18 protein-coding genes are annotated in these 19,453 nt (G+C 63.0%); 10 read left to right on the top strand and 8 right to left on the bottom strand.

What is annotated here, in order from left to right:
- The first annotated feature begins 116 nt into the window (after window positions 1-116).
- The 5 genes from GRO01_RS03270 to GRO01_RS03290 all read left to right on the top strand — a co-directional run bounded on the left by GRO01_RS03270 (window position 117) and on the right by GRO01_RS03290 (window position 6,545).
- Entirely contained in the window at window positions 117-797 is a 681-nt protein-coding gene (locus tag GRO01_RS03270; protein WP_231490286.1) for a tetratricopeptide repeat protein, read from the top strand.
- A complete protein-coding gene (locus GRO01_RS03275; RefSeq protein WP_083541365.1) occupies window positions 797-2,209 on the top strand; it encodes a PQQ-binding-like beta-propeller repeat protein in 1,413 nt (470 codons plus the stop codon). Before GRO01_RS03270 ends, GRO01_RS03275 begins: the two co-directional genes overlap by 1 nt.
- A 4-nt stretch (window positions 2,210-2,213) precedes the next feature.
- Complete coding sequence (der, locus tag GRO01_RS03280) at window positions 2,214-3,599, top strand: ribosome biogenesis GTPase Der (protein WP_083541366.1); 1,386 nt, start codon at window positions 2,214-2,216, stop codon at window positions 3,597-3,599.
- A gap of 140 nt (window positions 3,600-3,739) precedes the next feature.
- Window positions 3,740-5,152, top strand: a complete 1,413-nt coding sequence (locus tag GRO01_RS03285) for a sugar porter family MFS transporter (protein ID WP_062509304.1) — start codon at window positions 3,740-3,742, stop codon at window positions 5,150-5,152.
- 4 nt (window positions 5,153-5,156) lie between these two features.
- A complete protein-coding gene (locus GRO01_RS03290) occupies window positions 5,157-6,545 on the top strand; it encodes an MFS transporter (protein ID WP_062509416.1) in 1,389 nt (462 codons plus the stop codon).
- Here GRO01_RS03290 and GRO01_RS03295 read toward each other — a convergent pair.
- Window positions 6,514-7,182 carry a class I SAM-dependent methyltransferase gene (locus tag GRO01_RS03295; protein ID WP_062509302.1) on the bottom strand — a complete coding sequence of 223 codons (669 nt, stop codon included), beginning with the start codon at window positions 7,180-7,182 and terminating at the stop codon, window positions 6,514-6,516. The genes GRO01_RS03290 and GRO01_RS03295 overlap by 32 nt on opposite strands.
- Entirely contained in the window at window positions 7,179-8,096 is a 918-nt protein-coding gene (ubiA, locus tag GRO01_RS03300; protein WP_062509300.1) for a 4-hydroxybenzoate octaprenyltransferase, read from the bottom strand. Before ubiA ends, GRO01_RS03295 begins: the two co-directional genes overlap by 4 nt.
- Window positions 8,097-8,131: 35 nt before the next feature.
- Here ubiA and GRO01_RS03305 point away from each other — a divergent pair, with 35 nt between their 5' ends.
- The 4 genes from GRO01_RS03305 (at window position 8,132) to GRO01_RS03320 (ending at window position 11,936) form a co-directional block, all read left to right on the top strand.
- The gene (locus GRO01_RS03305; protein ID WP_062509298.1) at window positions 8,132-8,872 is read left to right on the top strand and encodes a 16S rRNA (uracil(1498)-N(3))-methyltransferase; all 741 of its coding nucleotides are present in this window, start codon (window positions 8,132-8,134) and stop codon (window positions 8,870-8,872) included.
- Between the two features lie 73 nt (window positions 8,873-8,945).
- Window positions 8,946-10,322, top strand: coding sequence for a glutamate--cysteine ligase (locus tag GRO01_RS03310; protein WP_062509297.1), 1,377 nt, complete (start codon window positions 8,946-8,948; stop codon window positions 10,320-10,322).
- Between the two features lie 27 nt (window positions 10,323-10,349).
- Window positions 10,350-11,306, top strand: a complete 957-nt coding sequence (mbfA, locus tag GRO01_RS03315; protein WP_062509296.1) for an iron exporter MbfA — start codon at window positions 10,350-10,352, stop codon at window positions 11,304-11,306.
- 3 nt (window positions 11,307-11,309) lie between these two features.
- Entirely contained in the window at window positions 11,310-11,936 is a 627-nt protein-coding gene (locus GRO01_RS03320; RefSeq protein ID WP_062509294.1) for a LolA family protein, read from the top strand.
- A 4-nt stretch (window positions 11,937-11,940) separates the two neighbouring features.
- Here the strand turns inward: GRO01_RS03320 and rsmI are convergent, their stop codons facing one another.
- On the bottom strand, window positions 11,941-12,774 hold the full coding sequence (rsmI, locus tag GRO01_RS03325) for a 16S rRNA (cytidine(1402)-2'-O)-methyltransferase (RefSeq protein WP_062509414.1): 834 nt from the start codon (window positions 12,772-12,774) through the stop codon (window positions 11,941-11,943).
- 149 nt (window positions 12,775-12,923) lie between these two features.
- On the opposite strand from rsmI, the gene GRO01_RS03330 reads away from it, so the two are divergent.
- A complete protein-coding gene (locus GRO01_RS03330; RefSeq protein WP_062509292.1) occupies window positions 12,924-14,252 on the top strand; it encodes a penicillin-binding protein activator in 1,329 nt (442 codons plus the stop codon).
- 84 nt (window positions 14,253-14,336) lie between these two features.
- Here the strand turns inward: GRO01_RS03330 and GRO01_RS03335 are convergent, their stop codons facing one another.
- The 5 genes from GRO01_RS03335 to GRO01_RS03355 all read right to left on the bottom strand — a co-directional run bounded on the left by GRO01_RS03335 (window position 14,337) and on the right by GRO01_RS03355 (window position 19,441).
- Complete coding sequence (locus GRO01_RS03335; protein ID WP_062509290.1) at window positions 14,337-14,720, bottom strand: hypothetical protein; 384 nt, start codon at window positions 14,718-14,720, stop codon at window positions 14,337-14,339.
- 171 nt (window positions 14,721-14,891) lie between these two features.
- Window positions 14,892-15,800, bottom strand: coding sequence for a lysophospholipid acyltransferase family protein (locus GRO01_RS03340; RefSeq protein WP_062509288.1), 909 nt, complete (start codon window positions 15,798-15,800; stop codon window positions 14,892-14,894).
- A complete protein-coding gene (gene lpxK / locus GRO01_RS03345) occupies window positions 15,797-16,780 on the bottom strand; it encodes a tetraacyldisaccharide 4'-kinase (protein WP_062509286.1) in 984 nt (327 codons plus the stop codon). The genes GRO01_RS03340 and lpxK overlap by 4 nt, the downstream gene beginning before the upstream one ends.
- Window positions 16,777-18,642: a glycosyltransferase N-terminal domain-containing protein gene (locus GRO01_RS03350; protein WP_062509284.1), complete on the bottom strand. Its 1,866-nt coding sequence runs from the start codon at window positions 18,640-18,642 to the stop codon at window positions 16,777-16,779. The genes lpxK and GRO01_RS03350 overlap by 4 nt, the downstream gene beginning before the upstream one ends.
- A gap of 70 nt (window positions 18,643-18,712) precedes the next feature.
- Window positions 18,713-19,441 carry a polysaccharide lyase family 7 protein gene (locus GRO01_RS03355; RefSeq protein ID WP_062509282.1) on the bottom strand — a complete coding sequence of 243 codons (729 nt, stop codon included), beginning with the start codon at window positions 19,439-19,441 and terminating at the stop codon, window positions 18,713-18,715.
- Window positions 19,442-19,453 lie beyond the last annotated feature (12 nt).

Below are 19,453 nucleotides of genomic sequence, written 5' to 3' on the forward strand. Positions count from 1 at the left end.
TTCACAGTTCCGGTCCGCTTTGGCGCTTCAATGATCGTGTGAAGCGTTTGCCGCGACGGTTCGGCACCTGTATGGTCAGGCAAAACAGTTTGAAGACCGATCCAGCAGGGGACCAGGTGGCAGACGATTTCATCACGCAGGTGAACGAAGAAATGCAGGCGCAGCGGTTGCGGGCCATGGCACGGCGCATTGGCGCCGTGGTGGGTGTCGTGGCCGTGATTGGAGCCATCGGGGGTGGCGTGTGGGGCTGGAACAGTCACGCCCGCCATGCAGCACAGCAGGCGGCGTCGGCGCGGTATTTCACCGCCACGACCGCTCTGTCCGACCCCAAGCATGACGCCGCAGCCACCCAGAAGGCCACCGCGACCTTCCAGGATCTGGCGGAACATGGCCCCGTAGGCGTGCGCTCCTATGCAGCGCTGCGTCTGGCCGATCTGCAGAGCCAGGCCGGTCAGACGGACGCGGCGCTGAAGACGTGGCAGGGTGTTGCGGATGATAACGCTGCCGAACCGGCCCTGCGGGACATGGCGCGTTACATGAGCCTGAACGCCCGGACCGCGTCAGCCGATCCGAAAACGCTTCGTCCGGGCTATGAAGCTCTGGCGCAGGGTGGAGGCGCCTGGGCATCGCTGGCTCAGGAAGGGCTTGTTGCGCTGGACCTGCGTGCCGGTGCGACGGCTGATCAGCAGAAGGAAGCCCGGCGCATCCTGACGCAGATCGTTGGCAGTGAAAACGCGACCGAAGGGGTGCGTGCACGTGCGCAGGCCCTGCTCGAGACATTTGGAGACGCCGGTTGATGCGCCGTCCTGTTCTTTCCCGCTCTTCCCTTTCCATGAACCGCCCCATGGGCCGCCGTGGTCTTCTGCGGACCGCCTGCTCGGGTAGTGCCCTGGCCGTTCTGGGCGGGTGCAGCCTGTTCGAAGATGACAAGAAGCCCCCCCTGGCCGGACATCGTGTGAATGTCCTCTCCACGGGTGCGGGGCTGACGGTCGATCATGATGATCACACGCCAATCACGCTGGGTCCGGTTCAGCCGGTCCGCGAATGGCTGCAGGAAGGTGGAAGCCCGTCCCATGTTGCCGTGAATGCGGCCTGGAATGGCCCGGATCTGGTCTGGAGCCATTCGGTTGGTGCGCAGACCGATCCGTCCAGCTTTCTGTCGATGGTCGCCATCATGCCGACGAACCGTGGCGCCATCCAGTCGCCACCGGTGATCGGCAACGGTCATATCTATACGACGGACGCGCAGGGCGTGGTGAAGGCCTGGACATGGCCGGAGCGTCGTCATGTCTGGACGCTTCAGCCTGCCACGGCCAGAAGCCGTTCGACCAATATTGGTGGCGGTCTCGCTCTTGACGGCGACACGCTCTACATCGTGGATGGCGTGGCGCAGGCCCTTGCTGTCGAGGCCCTGACCGGCAAGGTGAAATGGCGTGTCAGCACGGGAACGCCGGGCCGCTCGGCACCGACGATCGCGGAAGGCCTGATGGTCTTCGGGACGATCGACGAGCGCCTGATCGCGCTGAACGCCAATAGCGGTCATCAGGTCTGGACGTATCAGGCGACTGCATCCGACACGGTGATTTTCGGGCAGTCTGCTCCGGCCTTCGTGGATGGTGTCATTCTCGCAGGCTTTGGCAGCGGCGATCTGGTGGCACTGCGTGCGGCGTCGGGCGAGATGGTCTGGAGTGACAGTCTCGGCGGCTCCAACGGTATGGGCGCCATGCTCGATTTCTCCTGCATCCGGGGCGCGCCGGTCATTATGGACGGAACGGCTTACGCTGTGTCGATGTCCCGCGTGCTGGTGGCGATCGACATGCGGTCGGGCCGTCGTCTGTGGGAACGTGAAGTCAGCGGACAGAGCCCTATGGCGATCTGTGGCGACTGGCTGTATGTGCTGTCCACGGATCAGCAGATCGCCTGTCTGGATCGTCTGTCCGGGCATGTCCGCTGGATTACCCAGCTGCGGCGCTTCATCCGTGAAGATGCGGAAAAGGACGCCATTGCCTGGGTGGGCCCGCTTCTCGTGAACGGCAAGCTGATCTGCTTCTCCACCTTTCCGAAAGAAGGCATGGCTGTCCTGAATGCCGTGACCGGGAAACTTGAACTGACCCGCAAGACCGTCGCCCCGTGCCAGGTTCAGCCGATCGTCTGTGACGGTCATGTGCTGACCCTGTCGCAGGATGCCGTTCTGCGGGCCTATGGCTGAACGAATGACCTCTGAGAACCTGCCCGTTGTTGTTATTGCCGGGCGCCCGAATGTCGGGAAATCCACTCTGTTCAACCGGCTTGTCGGCCGCCGTCAGGCGATCGTCTCCGACATGCCGGGCGTCACGCGCGACCGCAAAGAGGGCGAGGCTCTTCTGCGCGGCCGCCGTGTCCGGCTGATCGATACGGCCGGTCTTGAAGAGGCGGCGCCGGATACGCTGTACGGGCGGATGCGGGCCTCTTCCGAATCCGCTGTTGCGATGGCGGATCTTGTGCTGTTCTGCATTGATGCACGCTCGGGAATCACGCCTGCGGATGCGCATTTTGCGAGCTGGCTGCGTCGACAGAACCGGCCCGTCCTGCTGATCGCCAATAAGGCGGAAGGGCAGGCTGGGACGAATGCGGCTCTTGAAGCCTATTCACTGGGGCTTGGAACGCCACTGGCCTTGTCCGCCGAACATGGCGAGGGCATTGCCGATCTTATGGGCGAAATTGCCGAGCGCCTGCCGCCTGCGGAAAAAACCCGTCGTCGTGAGGCTCCGAAAGCCGAAGGTGAAGACGGCGAGGACGAGCGTCCGGCTGGTCCGCTGCGTCTGGCCATCATTGGTCGTCCGAATGCGGGCAAGTCCACGCTGCTGAACTGTCTGCTGGGCGAGGAGCGGATGATTACAGGCCCCGAGGCGGGTCTGACGCGCGATTCCATTGCGGTCACCCTGCATGACGAGCATGGCGAGATCCGGCTGGTTGATACGGCGGGGATGCGCAAGCGCGCCCGTGTCGAACAGCATCTTGAAAAGATGTCCGTCTCGGCCTCCATCGAAGCCCTGAAAATGGCGGAAGTGGTCGTTCTGGTGATCGATGCGACGCTTGGTGTGCATGAGCAGGATCTTCAGATCGGCCGTCTGATCGAGCGTGAAGGCCGGGCCTGCGTCATCGCGCTGAACAAGTGGGATGCGGTCGAGGACCGGAACGCGACGAAGAAGGCGATTCTGGATCGTCTGGAAATCTCGCTCGCGCAGGTGCGGGGTATTCCGGTCGTGACGTTCTCGGCTCTGACGGGAGCCGGTGTGCACCGTCTGCTGCCAGCCGTGCGGGACGTCTATGAGATCTGGAACTCCCGCGTTTCAACGGGTGAGTTGAACCGCTGGTTCGAGGATGCGCTTGAGCGCCATCAGCCGCCGCTTGTGGATGGTCGTCGCCTCAAGCTGCGTTACATGACACAGGTAAAAGCCCGTCCGCCGACATTCCTGCTGTTCGGAACCAGAGCGGAACAGCTGCCTGATTCCTACAAGCGGTATCTGGTCAACGGGCTGCGTGAAACGTTCGACATGCCGGGTGTTCCGGTGCGCCTGCAGCTTCGCGGAACGAAAAATCCTTACGCGGAAAAGTGATTTTCTGTTCGTTTGGATATAGACCACACCCCTGATCGATCATTAATACAGGACCAGCTGCTTCCGGTTTCGGAACGTTTGGTCCTGTACCCCCTCACCATGAAGAGGGGAATGTGTTTCGGGTGAGGGTGACTACGGGTATGGTTGGGATTGCTTCGTCTTCCAGTGGGGAGCTGTCCACAGAGCAGACCCGCAGCACGGCACGGGCGACAACCCTTGGTATTCTGGCAGCACTGGCCGGGCTGATGTTCGGCCTTGATACTGGTGTGGTCGCCGGCGCATTGCCTTTCATTGCGACCGATTTCCATGCCAGTGACGCCCTGCAGGGCTGGATTGTCTCTTCGATGATGGCCGGGGCAACGGTGGGTTCCCTGTTTGCGGGGCGGATTTCTGTCCGGTTCGGCCGTACGGGTGCCATGCTCGGGGCCGCGATCCTCTTCCTGATCGGGACACTGCTCTGCGCTCTGGCGCCGGGTGCTACGATCATGATCGTAGGCCGGCTTTTCCTGGGGCTTGCGGTTGGTGTGGCCGCCTTTGCTGCACCCCTCTATATTTCTGAAATCACGGTTGAATCTGTCCGTGGCGCCATGATTTCGTTTTACCAGCTCATGGTGTCCCTTGGCATTTTCCTCGCTTTTGTCTCTGACAGCTTGCTGGCTCCGGGGGCGCACTGGCGCTGGATGCTGGGGGTCATGGCCGTACCAGCCAGCTGTTTTCTCGGCATTGTTCTGATCCTGCCGCACAGCCCCCGCTGGCTTATGATGCGTGGTGAGAAGGACCGTGCGCGGCGGGTGCTGCAGAGCCTGCGATCCGATGAAGAAGTGGCGGAAGCCGAACTGATCGACATCCAGTCGCGCCTGCAGAAGAGCAGCGATGCGGGTGTGGGACTTTTCAAAAGCAATTCCAATTTCCGCCGGACGGTTTTTCTGGGAATGCTGCTTCAGATCATGCAGCAGCTCTCGGGGATCAATGCGCTTCTGTATTATGCCCCGCGCGTCTTTCAGGCAGCGCATTTCGGGACGAACGCCTCGATCTGGGCCACGACGCTTGTAGGACTGACCAATATGGCGCTGACAGGTGTGGCGATCGCCTGTGTGGATCGGTGGGGGCGGCGTCCACTTCTGATCCTCAGCTGCGCGATTGCGGCGTTTTCGCTGGCGGGGGTCGGGACGCTGCTGGCCATCGGGGCGTCGAGTTTTGCCTCCCAGCTGTTACTCTGCGGGTTTGTTCTCCTATTTGTGGCGGGGTTTGCCATTGGTGAGGGGCCGCTGGTCTGGACGCTGTGTTCGGAAGTGCAGCCAACGCGCGGGCGGGATTTCGGTATCGGCTGTTCCACGGTGACGAACTGGGCGGCTAACTGGGCCATTTCCAATACGTTTCCGCTCGGCATGGCAATGATGGGAGCCTCGTCAACGTTCCTTATGTTTGCCGTCTTCAATGGCCTTTTCATTCTTGTGACCCTATGGTTCGTTCCGGAAACGAAAGGCGTCTCGCTCGAAAGGCTTGAGGCCAATCTTTTTGCAGGCACCCGCCTGCGTGATCTGGGGCGCTGAGACGATGACGGCTACGACGGAAGACGGTCCGCAAGAAGAATACGATCCTAAACGCCATGCCGGGCTGTACGGAGCCCAGCGTTTCAAGGCGATGTCGGCCGTATTGTTGGCCCTGCTTCTGTCGGTGCTGGATTATGCGATTGCCAATGTGGCCCTGCCGCTGATTGCGCAGGATCTGCACGCGTCGTCTTCGCGGGCCATCTGGGTTGTGAATGCCTATCAGCTGGCCAATCTGTCCTGCCTGCTGCCGCTGGCTTCACTTGGATCACGTGTTGGGTTTGCGCGACTGAGCCAGCTTGGAATCTTTCTGTTCCTGATCGCGTCCGTGGCCTGTGCGCTGTCACAGAACCTGCTGGAGCTGACGCTGGCCCGCGCTCTGCAGGGGGTTGGCGGGGCGTGTATCATGAGTGTGAATATCGCGCTCGTCCGTTTCATTTACCCGCATAAGGAACTGGGGCGGGGGATTGCCCTGAACGGACTGTTCGTGGGTCTTGGCGTGGCGCTTGGGCCATCTCTCGGATCGCTTATTCTGTCCGTGGCGAGCTGGCCCTGGATTTTCTGGATTAATCTGCCGCTGGCCCTTGCGGCGCTGGCTCTGGCCCATGCCGCACTTCCGCAGACGCCTCGGAGCGATATTCCGACCGATATGGTTGGCTCCCTGCTGACAGTCGCTTCATTTGCGTTGACCGGCGTTGGTCTGGACGGGCTGATGCACGCCGATTTCCTGTCGGGCGGCGTCGTGACAGTTGCGGGCGTGCTGTGCTGGGCCATGCTCCTGCATTACCAGCGCGAGAGGCTTGAGCCGATCGTGCCGGTTGATCTGCTGGCGCGACGACCGTTTCTTCTGGCCTGTCTGGTCGGATTTCTGGGCTTCGTGGCCTCTAACCTTTATATCGTGGCAATGCCGTTCACGCTGGCATCCGCATTCCATCGTGGTGCGGGGACAATCGGTCTTCTGATCGCGCCCTGGGCTGTGGGTGTGGCGACAATGTCGTTCGTGGTCAGCCGTCTGGCAGACCGTTTCCCGGCCTCAGTTCTGTCCTCGATTGGTCTGGCCATCACGGCAAGCGGGTTCTGCCTGCTGTGGTTCCTGCCGACGGATGCCAGCAACTGGGCCATTGCCTGGCGGACGCTGTTTGCCGGATGCGGGTTCGGGTTGTTCCAGCCGCCCAATAACCGCGCCATCATGGTCACTGCACCTCCGGGGCGTGAGGGCGGAGCAAGCGGTATGCTCTCCGTTGCGCGTCTGGCAGGTCAGACGACCGGAGCCCTGCTTGTGGCCGGACTGTTCACGGTCTTTCCCCATCCGGCCTTCATCTGCCTGGGCGCTGCGATGGTTGCGGCGCTGACGGGATCGGCACTCAGTCTGGGGCGGAAATATCTCGCAGCCTGAAAAGGGTGGTGGCGCGCTGATCCGCGCTTTCCAGTTCCTGCGTGACGGGAACAGTCTGGCGCGTTAGGACTTCGAGCGGCATTGACGGAGCATAGTGTCGGCCCGGATCGCAGAGCCAGACTTCGCAGGTTTTCGAACATTCCAGCAACCAGGGCACGATCCGCGCGGCCATGGCTTCGTTGTAACAGACGTCTCCGATGACCAGCAGGTCGCAGTCCGGGAGCGTTCCGATCAGATCTCCGGGGATGGGGGCGATGGTCACGCTGTTGAGATGCGCGTTCAGAACCGTGGCTTCGAGCGCCATGGGATCGATGTCGTTGGCCTGCACATCGGAGGCCCCGGATTGGGCAGCGGCAATGGCGGCGAGACCGCATCCACAGGCCACATCCAGCACGCGGCGTCCGCGGACGTATTCAGGATTGTCGAGAATAAAGCGTGCGATGAGCTGGCTGCCGGGCCATGCGAAGGCCCAGAAGGGCGGTTCGATACCGATCTGTTCGAGATAGGCTTCGCTGGCCTGCCAGATGGGTGTGATTTCGGTCGCCAGATGCAGGGAAATTTCAGGCACAAGCGTGGTCTGGGCGACGATGGTATTGGCGCAGATGAAGCCGGATGGATCGTGCAGAGCCGTGCTCATCCGAAAAATCTTGCAGCGACGAATCCTGTGGCGAGCACAAATCCGATGGGCACGTTGCGGCGGAACTCCCTGAGGCAGGCCGGGGCATCATACGGGTTCAGCACGCGGACCTGCTGGAGCAGCATAGCGGTGGCGACAGCAAGGAACGGCCAGAAAGTCCAGTGCAGATGTGCGTGGATGGCGACGAGTGCCAGCGCCAGAAGCATGAGGCTGTAGCAGGTGGCTATGAACGGGCGGGCGCTCTTTTCCATCAGGCGGGAGGTGGAGCGGACGCCGATGCGGGCGTCATCGTCCATGTCCTGAAAGCCGTAGATCGTGTCGAATCCGAGCTGCCAGAGAATGACGGCGCCGTAGAGCAGCAGGCCGTTGCCATCCAGTGTTCCGGCGGCCGCGGCATATCCCATGGGTGCGCCGAATCCGAAAGTGAAGCCCATCACCAGCTGCGGCCACCATGTGACGCGTTTGGCCGCCGGATACAGGGCGACGAGCAGGAGCGCGAGCGGCGCAAGCGCCCAGCAGACGGGCGGCAGGCAGACGAGCACGCCCAGCCCGATCAGCAGCAGCACGGCCAGCAGGAGCAGGCCCTGTTTCAGGGAGAGTGCGCCGCTGGCGAGCGGGCGGCCTGCGGTGCGCGCGACTTTGGCGTCGATATCGCGGTCCCAGATATCGTTCACGACGCAGCCGGCCGAGCGCATGACGAGCGAGCCGAAGGCGAACAGGGCCGTGTCGATCAGGCGCGTCTGAAGCGATGCGTTGGGTGCGAGGAACAGGCCCCACACGCCGGGCAGGAACAGGAGCCACGTTCCGACCGGGCGGTCGAGACGGGCGAGCAGGGCGTAGGAGCGCCATGGCTCGGGCAGGCGCGCGATGCGGCCGGTCAGCTGGATATCGGTATGGGCGCGGGTCTGGCTCATGGGAGATGTGATGCTGCGCGGACATGCTTCCGTCAATGGGCGAGGCGCGCTATCGGAAAAGGATGAGCCGATCCGACCCCCGTCTTTACGTCCCTGCGTCTGAAACAGCCTTCGCGGAAGGCCAGACCATCCCGCTTCCACCAGGGCAGGCGCATTATCTGGGTAACGTCATGCGGCAAAGCGTGGGCAGCGCCGTCCGTGTGTTCAATGAACGCGACGGGGAGTGGGCGGCGGAGATCGCGGCCCTGAAAAAGGACCGGGGAAGCGTGGTGTTGCAGCGTTGCGAACGGCCTCCGGCGCCGACGCAGGGTGTGGAACTGCTGTTTGCGCCGCTCAAGCGGGATGCGACGGAACTCGTCATCCGCATGGGGACCGAACTTGGCGTGACGCGCTTCCGTCCGGTCGTGACGGAGCGGACCAATACCCACCGCCTCAATCTGGAGCGACTGTCGGTCATTGCGACCGAAGCAGCCGAGCAGTGCGAGCGGCTGGATATTCCGGAGATCCTGCCTCCGGAGTCTCTGAAGGTGGTGCTGGCAGCCTGGCCCGAGGACCAAGCGCTTTATGCGGCCCTGGAACGGCGACCGGGAGAAGTGGCCCGGCCGGAGGCGGCGGCGCTGCTGATCGGGCCGGAAGGGGGATTTTCGGAAACAGAGGTCCAGACCCTGCGTTCCCATAAGGCCGTTCATCCACTCAGCCTCGGGCCGCTGGTGCTTCGGGCAGAGACGGCGGTCTGCGCCGGACTGTCCCGTCTGGCGCTTGCCGGCGGCCGGTGAGGGTGACAGGACCGACGGACCTGCTACAGTTCAATCATTGTCGAACAACGAATTCAGACCGAGGCCAAACGCCATGTCCAATCCCGGCACGTCCAATACTGCGTCGATCGAAAGCCGGGCGCAGCTCGTCGAGGCTATCGCGCGTGGTTGCAAACCGAAATCGGAATGGAAGATCGGCACCGAACATGAAAAATTCGGTTTCGTCCTTCCCCACGCTGCTGACGGTCGTGAACCCCTGTCGCCCCCGCCTTACGAGCCGCGCGGAATCGGCGCATTGCTGGAGAAGCTTCAGGGTCCGGACTGGGCGCCGATCGTGGATGGTGAAAACCTGATCGGGCTGAAGGGCCAGAACGCACAGACCGGGCGGGCGATCTCGCTTGAGCCGGCCGGACAGTTCGAACTTTCGGGCGCGCCGGTTGTCTCGCTTCAGGAAACCGAAGCGGAAATGCAGGCACATTTCGATCAGGTCCGTGGTCCGGCTGCGGAACTCGGACTTGGTTTTCTGCCATTCGGCTTTCAGCCGCTCTGGCCGCGTGATGCCATGCCGTGGATGCCCAAGAGCCGCTATGCGATCATGCGCAACTACATGCCGAAGGTTGGTTCGCTCGGTCTCGACATGATGACGCGGACCTGCACGGTTCAGGTCAATCTCGATTTCAGCGATGAAGCCGACATGGCGCGCAAGATGCGGGTGTCGCTTGCACTCCAGCCTATCGCGACCGCGCTGTTCGCGAACTCGTCTTTTGTCGAGGGCAAGGCCAATGGGCTTCTGTCCAACCGAGCACGGATCTGGACCGATACGGACAACCAGCGTTCGGGACAGCCTTCGGTCTTCTTCGAGGACGGGTTCGGTTTCGAGCAGTATGTGGACTGGGCGCTGGACGTGCCGATGTATTTCGTCTCACGGGACGGGAAGAACATCGACGTTGCAGGCTGTTCCTTCCGGCGCTGGCTGGCGGGCGATGTTCAGGAACCGCTAAAGGGCCTGACGCCGACGGTCGGGGATTTCGAAGATCATCTGACGACGGTGTTTCCGGATGTGCGTCTCAAGCAGTTTCTTGAAATGCGTGGCGCCGATGCCGGAAAGCTGGAAATGATGGTGGCGCAGTCGGCTCTGTGGGTCGGCCTGCTTTACGATCCGGCCACGCTGGAAGCGGCAGAAAAACTGGTACGTGAACAGCCTTGGAGCGTATATCAGCAGCTTCGGGCCGAGGTGCCGCGTCTGGGGCTGGATGCCGCGTTCCCGGGCGGTCTGAAACCATTTGCCAAGCGTGTTGTCCAACTGGCCGAGCAGGGCCTGCGGGCCCGTGTGCGCAACGAGGCCGGCTATCTTGATCCGCTGCATCTGATTGCTGATGGCGGACCGAATCAGGCACAATACTGGCTGGATCTGTATAACGGCGCCTGGGGCCAGAGCGTGAAACCGCTCTTTACCGAAGCCGCCATCTGATTTTACGAGACGGGATCTGCTGCCTACGTGACGAAACTTTCCGATCTGACCGAACGCGAAATCCTTGCGCTGGCCATCGCCAGCGAGGAGGAGGATGGTCATATTTACGCGGATTTCGGCCAGATGCTGGCGGAAGATTATCCCGACAGTGCCGCCATTTTTCAGGACATGGCGGAAGAGGAAAACCATCATCGCCGGGCGTTGATCGATCTGTTCGTCCGGCGGTTTGGTAATCATATCCCGCTGGTTCGGCGACAGGATGTGCAGGGATTTCCGTCCCGCAAATCGGCCTGGCAAATGCAGAATCGCGGGATCGAGGCGATCCGGGCGCAGGCGGCCGATATGGAGCGGCAGGCGGCACGGTTTTATCGTCAGGCCGCAGGGCAGACCAATGATGCGGAAATCCGCAAGCTGCTAGGCGATCTGGCGACCGAAGAAGACCGGCACCAGCGTGAGGCACGGCGCCTCGAAGACGCGCATCTGAATGATAACACCCGTGACCGCGAGGATGAGCACAGTCGCCGGGATTTCGTCCTGCGGGTCGTGCAGCCTGGGCTGGTCGGACTCATGGACGGCTCGGTTTCGACGCTGGCACCTGTCTTTGCGGCGGCGTTTGCAACGCATAGCCCGCATGCGGCTTTTCTGGTCGGGCTTGCGGCCTCGCTGGGGGCCGGGATTTCCATGGGACTGGCGGAAGCGCTGGCGGATGATGGCAAGCTGTCCGGGCGTGGTGCTCCGCTGCTGCGTGGCCTGATCTGTGGGGCCATGACCTTCGGGGGCGGGATCGGGCACACGCTGCCATTCCTCGTGCCGGATTTCCGTCTTGCCTTTGGTGTTGCAATCATTGCCGTGGCCATCGAGCTTCTGCTGATTTCCTGGGTACGCTGGCGGTATCAGGACACGCCGTTTGGCTCGGCCATGGTGCAGGTCTTCCTCGGCGGGGCGCTCGTTTTTGCAACCGGTGTGCTGATTGGCAGTTCCTGAGACATGATGAACCGTTCTTTTTTCCGCGCTGCCGCTCTGGTGGCGCTGCTGCCCGTTACACTGCCATCCATGGCGTTTGCGCAGGCGACTCCCGCCCAGCTCCGTCCTGCGGATCAGGGCTGGATTTCACGGATCGAGGACACTCTGGGGCAGGTCACGACGCTTCAGGCGCGGTTTCGTCAGACGGCGGCGGATGGCAGCACGACAGTCGGGACGGCGACGCTCGACCGGCCGGGTCGGATGCGTTTCGATTACGATAAGCCGAGTCCGCTGCTGCTGGTCGCCAATGACGGGCGCGTGGTGTTTCAGGATCGCAGCGTCGATCAGGTCACGACCATTCCGCTGGACCGCACGCCGCTCGGGCTTCTGCTGCGTCCAAAACTCAAGCTGTCGGGCGATGTGACGGTGACAGGCTTCGAGCACAGCAACGGACAGATCCGGGTGCAGGTGGTGCGGACGCAGAGTGCCGGGGAAGGCACCCTGACGCTGGTTCTGTCCGATGCGCCGCTCGGGCTTCTGGGCTGGACGGTCGTGGATGCGCAGGGGCGCACGACCACGATTGCCCTGTCCGATGTGCGTCTGGGCGGGACCGTGCCTCAGTTCCTGTTCGTACTCCCCAAGGCAGACTGAATCTTCAGTCCTTCAGTGCGCGTGAAAGTTCCAGCGCCCGGGCATAGACCGTGCGTTTGGGCAGCTTCACGATTCCCGCCACGAGAGCGGCGGCATCCTTGACCGAATGGGTCGTCAGGGCCTCGCGCAGATGCGTGTCCAGATCGGCGGCGCCACTGTCATCTTCGGCAGAGGGGCCGATCAGGAGCGTGATTTCGCCGCGTGGTGCGGTTGTGCGGAAATGCTCCAGAACCTCTGTCAGTGTGCCGCGCACCATTTCTTCGAAGCGTTTGGTGAGTTCGCGGCCGACTGCGGCTTCGCGGTCCGGACCGAAGACATCGATCAGGTCTTCCAGTGTTTCGATCAGCCGGTGCGGGGCTTCGTACCAGATCAGTGTGGAATGCAGTCCGGCCTGTTCGGCGGCGCGCAGGGTGGCGAAACCGGTCTTGCGGGCTTCGCTTCGGGGGGCGGGAAAGCCCAGGAACATGAAGGGCAGGGGCGGCAGGCCCGACAGCGTCAGGGCCGTGACGACGGCGTTCGGGCCGGGAATGGCTGTGACGTGGATGCCGGCAGCGATGGCGGCGCGGACCAGCCGGTATCCGGGATCGGAGACCAGAGGTGTGCCCGCGTCGGAGACGACCGCATAGCGCGCGCCGTCCTGCAGCTTTTCGATCAGGAACGGAGTACGGTCCTGCTCGTTATGGTCGTGCAGCGTTCGGGTCGGTGTGGCAATATTGCGCGAAAGCAGGAGCTTTGCCGTGACGCGCGTGTCCTCGCAGAGGATCGCGTCCACGGTGTTCAGCGCCTCGATCGCGCGTTCGCTGATATCGGCCAGGTTGCCGATCGGCGTTGCAACCAATATCAGACATCCACCTTCGGCCTGGCCCTGCGCTGGCAGGGGGGCGGCCGGTAACGTTTCAGCCGCATCGCTCAAGGGAGTTTCAGCGGAACATGACTTTTCGGACATCTGCATCCTCGGTGACAAACTCAGGGGGGCATTGTCGCCCGTTGAGCCGTCTGCGCAAGGGTGTAAGCACCGGCCTTGCCGCGGGAACCTTCCTCACCCTTGCTGCCTGCTCGGGTGGCGGGTCGTCTTCCGTGCCGGGCGTGGGCGGCATTCCGGGCGTTTCCGAAGGGCCGGGCGCACATGATGTCGGACTGATTCTGCCCCTGACGGGACGCAATGCGGCTTACGGCGCACGGATGCGAGATGCGGCGAAACTGGCACTCTCTACCAAGGGCTCCCCTGCGCTCGACGTGCATGACACGAATGGTCCGGGCGGTGCGGCGCAGGCGGCGCGCGATGCTCTGGCGCGTGGGGATGCGATTCTGCTGGGTCCGCTGACGGCCACCGAGACCGGGATGGCAGCACCGCTTGCCATCAACGCGGGTAAACCGGAACTGGCTTTCACCAGCGACTCCACGCAGGCCCGTCCGGGTGTCTGGGTCATGGGCCTGACGCCGGAGCAGCAGGTGCGCCGGATGGTGGATGCAGCACGGGCGACAGGACGCAAGACCTTCGCGGCTTTCCTCCCGGACAACGCTTTTGGACATGCGATGGGAGACGGGCTGGTGCGGGCCTGCCGGGATGCGGGTCTGACAGAGCCGCAGATCGTGTTCCATACGATGGATGCGCAGAACATTGACGATGGAATGAAGTCGCTTTCCGCCATCGAGACACGTCAGCCTCCTGCCGCACCGGCTGCAGATGTGCCCGCCGGGCCGTCCGCGATTGATCCGACGGGAGAAGCTGCGCCTGATACAGCCACGGCGGGAACGCCGGGGGCCACCCCGTCCACGACCACGCCGGGAACACCTTCTGCGGCACCGACACCCGCAGCACCGCCCGCGCCGGTCCCACCGCCGCCATTCGATGCTCTGGTGCTGGCCGATACGGGGCTGGAACTCGGACGGATCATCACCGCACTTCAGGCCGATCACATTGATTCGTCGCAGGTCCAGATCATGGGACCGGCGCTGTGGAAGGCATTTGATGGCAAGCTCGGCGCGCTGCATGGGGCCTGGTATGCGGCGTCTGATGCGCATGACCGCATGGGATACGTGGCGCAGTACCGCGCGCTGTACAAACAGGCACCGTCGCCGGTCAGTGATTTCGCCTATGACGCTGCGGCTCTGGCCGGAAGCCTGATCCGTCAGGGCGGTGTGACGACCGAAGCGCTGACACGGCCGGATGGTTATATGGGTGTGGACGGTCTGTTCCGCCTGCGTCCGGACGGACATGTGACGCGGGCTTTGGCGATCTACCAGATCCAGCGCGGTGGCGGAGCACGCGTCGTGGTGCCGGCATCGCGGGACGTCGCCCTTCGGCCAAGCTGATCGTTACTTCTCAAGAAAAAAAGCGCGTCAGTTCTTTGAACGGCGCGCTTTTTTGTGTCTGATCAAGGAAATCCGGACGCAGATTCAGGCGGCGCAGGTCTCGGCGAGCGGCAGGACCGGGCGGATGACGTGCAGGGCGAGTTCGAAGCTGGCATAGCTTCCAAGCTCGTGCTCGCGGATCTGGTCGATCAGCACCCAGCGCATTCCTTGAGGGCGCAGCATGTAAGCCGGATCAGGGTTTTCGCGCACCCAGACCAGAACGTGATCGACAGGCGCGGTTCCATCCACATTGACAACATCATGGGCCGCCGGAGCGATTTCCGCGTCGAACACGCCCATCCGCTGTCCGGCTTCCAGCCAGCGCAGAAGGTACTCGCGGTGACGGGGCAGAAGGCCCTGACGCAGAGGTACGATATTGCTCGCGCTGCGGCCGTGGGAGAGGTCGTGAAGGTGAGTCACCTGCGCCATCAGGAAATCCTCATCAAAAAGCCGGGCAGGGCACCCGGGTCGTGGTGATGAGTTCAGGCTAGGGTCCTGAAGGGGCGATTCACAATCTTTAATAACGTCTGAAGGGGGTTTCGCGACATAAACGGTCCCCACTGTGACAAATCTGCCATGCTCTAAACGCATAGCTCAACATTATGTTGTCATATTCCGGTACAGTGATTTGTCCCAGCGCCGGTGCAGCCAGAGCCATGAGCCCGGAATTTCGCGGATCCATGATTCGAGGCGGTCATTGAACAGCTGCGTCAGGGCGTGGATGTCTTTCGCGCGGTCGTCGGTCTTGTCGGGCAGGAAAGGCGGGTCCACGACCAGCACGAGTCTGGCCGGGCCATCGCGACGGACGTGTCCGGTCACGATCAGGGCGTCATGTCTCAGGGCGAACACGGCTGCAGCGGATGCCGTCATGGCAGGGCGACCGAACAGCCGGACCTCGATCCCGTCATTCATTTTCTGATCGCCCAGCACGCCCAGATGCCCGCCTTTGGACAGGTATTTCAGGGCCGAGCGCGCGCCTTTTGCGCCTTTGGGAAACATCGGGACGTCCTGTCTCATGGCATCCTGACGCAGTTGATGGATCAGTCTGTCAACGCCGGGGTTGCTCGCCGCACGATAGAAGGAGGCAAATGGCATGCCGTAGCGGGCGACGACCGGCGGCATGAGTTCCCAGTTGCCGATATGGCCCGAAAAGAAGATGACCGGTCGGCCCGAGGCTTTTGCAGCCTCGAGATGCTCGGCACCCTCAACGCTCCAGCCTGCGCCGGAGAGTGTGTCCTGTTTCAGGCGGCCAATATGGGGAAATTCTCCGACGGTGCGACCCAGATTTTCCCAGCAGTCGCGGACGATCTGTCTGCGGGCTGGCGCATTATATTCGGGGAGGGCCAGTTGCAGGTTCCGGTCAGCTACTCTGGAGACAGGCAGCAGCGGGCCGATCGTGCGGGCGACGAAGCCTCCGATATTGGAGGATGCTGCGGGAGGCAGGGCGCGGATTGCGGCCAGCAGGCTCCGGACGAGCAAGGTTTCGGCGCGGTACAGAAAAGATGTCACGAGGCGGCGAACAGCATGTCGAGCAGGCGTTCGGGAGACTGCGGATCGGCCCAGAGCAGTTCTACTCCAATGACTTTGACCTGTGTCCGGAAGGGGAATGGCAGTTTCACGGCGTCCTTTGCGGTTGTGACCAATGTGGTGCCCGATTCCCGGCTGAGGGTTTCGAGGCGCTGGATGTCACGGGGCGTATAGAAATGGTGATCCGGGAAAGGCAGTGCCCGGATGGGGGCGACACCGGCATCCCGCAGCATATCGAAAAACTTTTCCGGCCGTCCGATCCCGGCAAAAGCAACAATGCGCCGGCCCTGAAGTTTCCGGATTTCCGGCCCGGGAACCAGCCTTGCCTGTGCGGTCAGAAGGCTGGGCGGGAAGCTTGGCAGCAGATTATGCCTGTCCTCCCCGATGATGACGGCGGCCTGTGCACGGGGAATTGCATCCGCGAGAGGCTCGCGCAGGGGGCCGGCGGGCAGGACGCAACCGTTTCCGAAGCCGGATGGTCCATCCACCACAAGGACTGAGACATCCTTGTGAAGCGTCGGGTTCTGGAAACCATCATCCATGATCAGGCAGTCGGCGCCCTGGGCGATGGCCAGACGTGCGGTTTCGGCGCGGTCCGCACCGATCCATGTGGGTGCAGCCTGAGCGAGGAGAAGCGGTTCGTCCCCGACATCGCGCGGTGTGCTGTGGCCGGGATTGACGGCGATGGGGCCACGCTCACGGCCGCCATGGCCGCGGCTCAGGATATGGGGATGATAGCCGCGATCTCTGAGGCGCTGGACAAGATCGAGGGTGAGGGGAGTTTTGCCCGTTCCGCCAGTGGTGATGTTGCCGCAGCACAGGACCGGGACGGAGGCATGAAAGGTTGGCTGCCTGAGACGGCGGCGGGTGAGTGTCGTGGCGATGAGCGAAAAGGGGCGCAGAAGGCGGGCCGCGACGCTGCGGGTGGGGCGAAGCCAGAAACGGGGCGGGCGACGTTTCATCGTTCAACCGTGTTCAGGATGCGGTCCCGCAGGGCGCTCACCACGAAGCGCTGCAATCCTTCTGTCCTGACGGGCGGAAGAGGGGATTCGAGCCATCGTGTCAGACACTCCACATCGTTCACGATCTGGAGTGTATCAGAAACAGCGGCCATTGCCTCCCGCCAGTTCTCCATTTTTGGCCCCGTGGCTGTAGGAAGTCCCAGACGCAGCGGCTCGAACGGATTGTGACCGCCGCCTTTTCCGGCAAGGGAATTGCCAAGGAAACAGCGATCGGCCAGCCGGTAGAACAGGCCAAGCTCGCCGAGTGTATCCGCCAGCCAGACAGGCGTGTGTGGGGTCGGGTCCTGACCTATGGAGCGTCGGGGCAGATTGAAATGGGCTCCCAGTTCCGCACCCCGGGCCGGGTGGCGCGGGACGATGATGGTCAGCAGGTCGGGCTGGAGCCTGCGGGCATTCTCGGCGGCCTGAAGCACCAGTTCTTCTTCACCCGGATGGGTGGAGGCGGCTACGAAGACCGGGCGGGCACCGATTAGAGCCTTCAGGCGCGCATATTCGGCTTCATCATAGGGAAGGGGTGGTGCGTCCTGTTTCAGGTCGCCGTCCTCATAGACCGGAGAGGCGCCAAGCGCGCGGAAACGGGCCGCATCTTCCGGTCCGCGTGCCGCAACCCAGGTCAGGCGCTTCATCATGCGCTGCGCCGGGCCATGCAGGCGGCCCCAGCGTCGGGCCGAGCGGTCTGACAGTCGGCCGTTGACGAGCATGACCGGAATATCCCGGCGCGAGCACGCGGCGATAATGCCGGGCCAGAGTTCGCTTTCGACGAAAATGGCGCCTTCCGGCTGCCACAGGTTCAGGAAGCGCCGGAGCCAGCGGGGAACGTCATGGGGAATGAAGCGGTGAATGATCCGCTGCCCGTAAAGGGGATGCCGGGCGACGATCTCGCTGCCGGTGACGGTGGCGGTCGTGAACAGAAGACGCATGTCCGGTCTGGCGGCGAGGAGGGCATCGGCCAGCGGCAGGGCGCAGAGGGTCTCGCCGACGCTTGCAGCATGAATCCAGAGAAGCTGCCCCGTCGGGCGGCGGCCACTGCCCAGCCCCATGCGTTCGCGCAGACGTCCAGGGAGTTCGCGCCCACGATGCAGCCGGATCCGCAGCATGACTGTAAGGGCCGGTGTCAGCACGGTGCCAGCGATACGCCATGCGCGATCGGCGAGATTGGACTGCCGGTGCCGGACAACGCTTTCTGCGCGCCGGGAGACATCATTCAATGCGCTCTGGAGGGCTGTCGCGTCAGGCTGGAACAGGGGTTCGCCCATGATCAGGGCCCCACGTCCGAAAGGGAGCGGGAAAATCAGTCCGTCCCATGACGGCAGAGGCAGCCCCGTGCTGGCCAGCCCGACAGGAACGACCGCGCAGCGTGCAAGCCGCGACAGCGCGACGGCTCCGGGCTGCACTTCTTCCGCAGGGCCGCGGGGTCCGTCGGGCGTGATCGCAACCAGCGAACCCGTTTCCAGTTCTTTCAAAGCCGTGCGGAGGACTGCCGCGCCGCCTTTGTTCTTGCCCTTTTTGCCTGACGAGCCGTGGATGCCGATGATGCCCCATGGCCGGACAACGTCAGCAATCAGCATGCCGTCCGGATTGCGGGAGATAAGCACCCGAAGCGACAGGCGGGGCTCCAGTGTGCGGGCCCAGAACCACAGGGCCGGGCTCAGTGTCAGGGAGCGGTGCCAGAACGCGACAACCGTGCCCTGATCCGCGGTTGTCAGGGTCTCAAGGGCGCGGGGAGAGCCGCTGACCTGCCAGCGCGTGGAGCGCAGGCAGGCCCCCAGCCACAGGCGCAGGAGGCGCGGAAGCAGTGTCATGGCGTGTCGGGTAGCACGCGGCGTTACAGGCGGCAAAGGCTGTGCATGTTTTCACCCGGCGCTGCGGCCATCACGGTGCCGGGTGATGGACATCAAGGGATGTGAAGGTCACGCGAGCCATGTCACCATGACAGGGCATGTGCCATCCGGTCTGTCCTGCCACGGCCTCAAACCACATAACCGGCGCTGTTGCGGCGACAGGCATGGGAAGGACGCTTCGGGTTCCGTTGACGACAATCTGCAGCGTGCCGCTGGGGCGGGACGAAATCGTGTAGCTGATATGGCGGTCCGGATAGATCGTCCCGGCGGTAATGCGTCGCGTGCTGGTGCCGTCATGGATGATGGCGATCACCTGTGAATGATGGCCGTCTGCAACTAGTTCGGCGACCGGGCCATGCGTGCTCTGGATACGCCCGATGATGACGCGCTGGTCGCTGGGCCAGACATCAATATACAGGCTGGCAGTCATATCGGCCGGGGTCTGCTGGAAATACCAGGCCGTGCCTTCGCGCAGGACCGTTGCAGGGGCTGTCTGTCCCCGGATGGAGGGCTGTAGCCCGTCCGTTTGCAGGGTGATCGCACCTGTCGCCGTATTCCGTTGGTAAAACGGGCTGTGATATCCGGCTGCAAGTGTGTTCCCCGGAACGAGCCGCAGCTTCAGGCGCGCGGCCGGTTCCTGAAGGGTGAAACTGCCTGCTTGCGGAGGCATTGGCGTGTCCATGCCCCATGCGGGTGTCAGGGCTGGACCTACCAAGGCGAGGGTCAGGCAGGTCGCACAGACGAGGCGGGACAGGGACATGATGGATCCTTC

Source organism: Gluconobacter roseus NBRC 3990, from assembly GCF_006538885.1.
Classification (GTDB): Bacteria; Pseudomonadota; Alphaproteobacteria; order Acetobacterales; family Acetobacteraceae; genus Gluconobacter; species Gluconobacter roseus.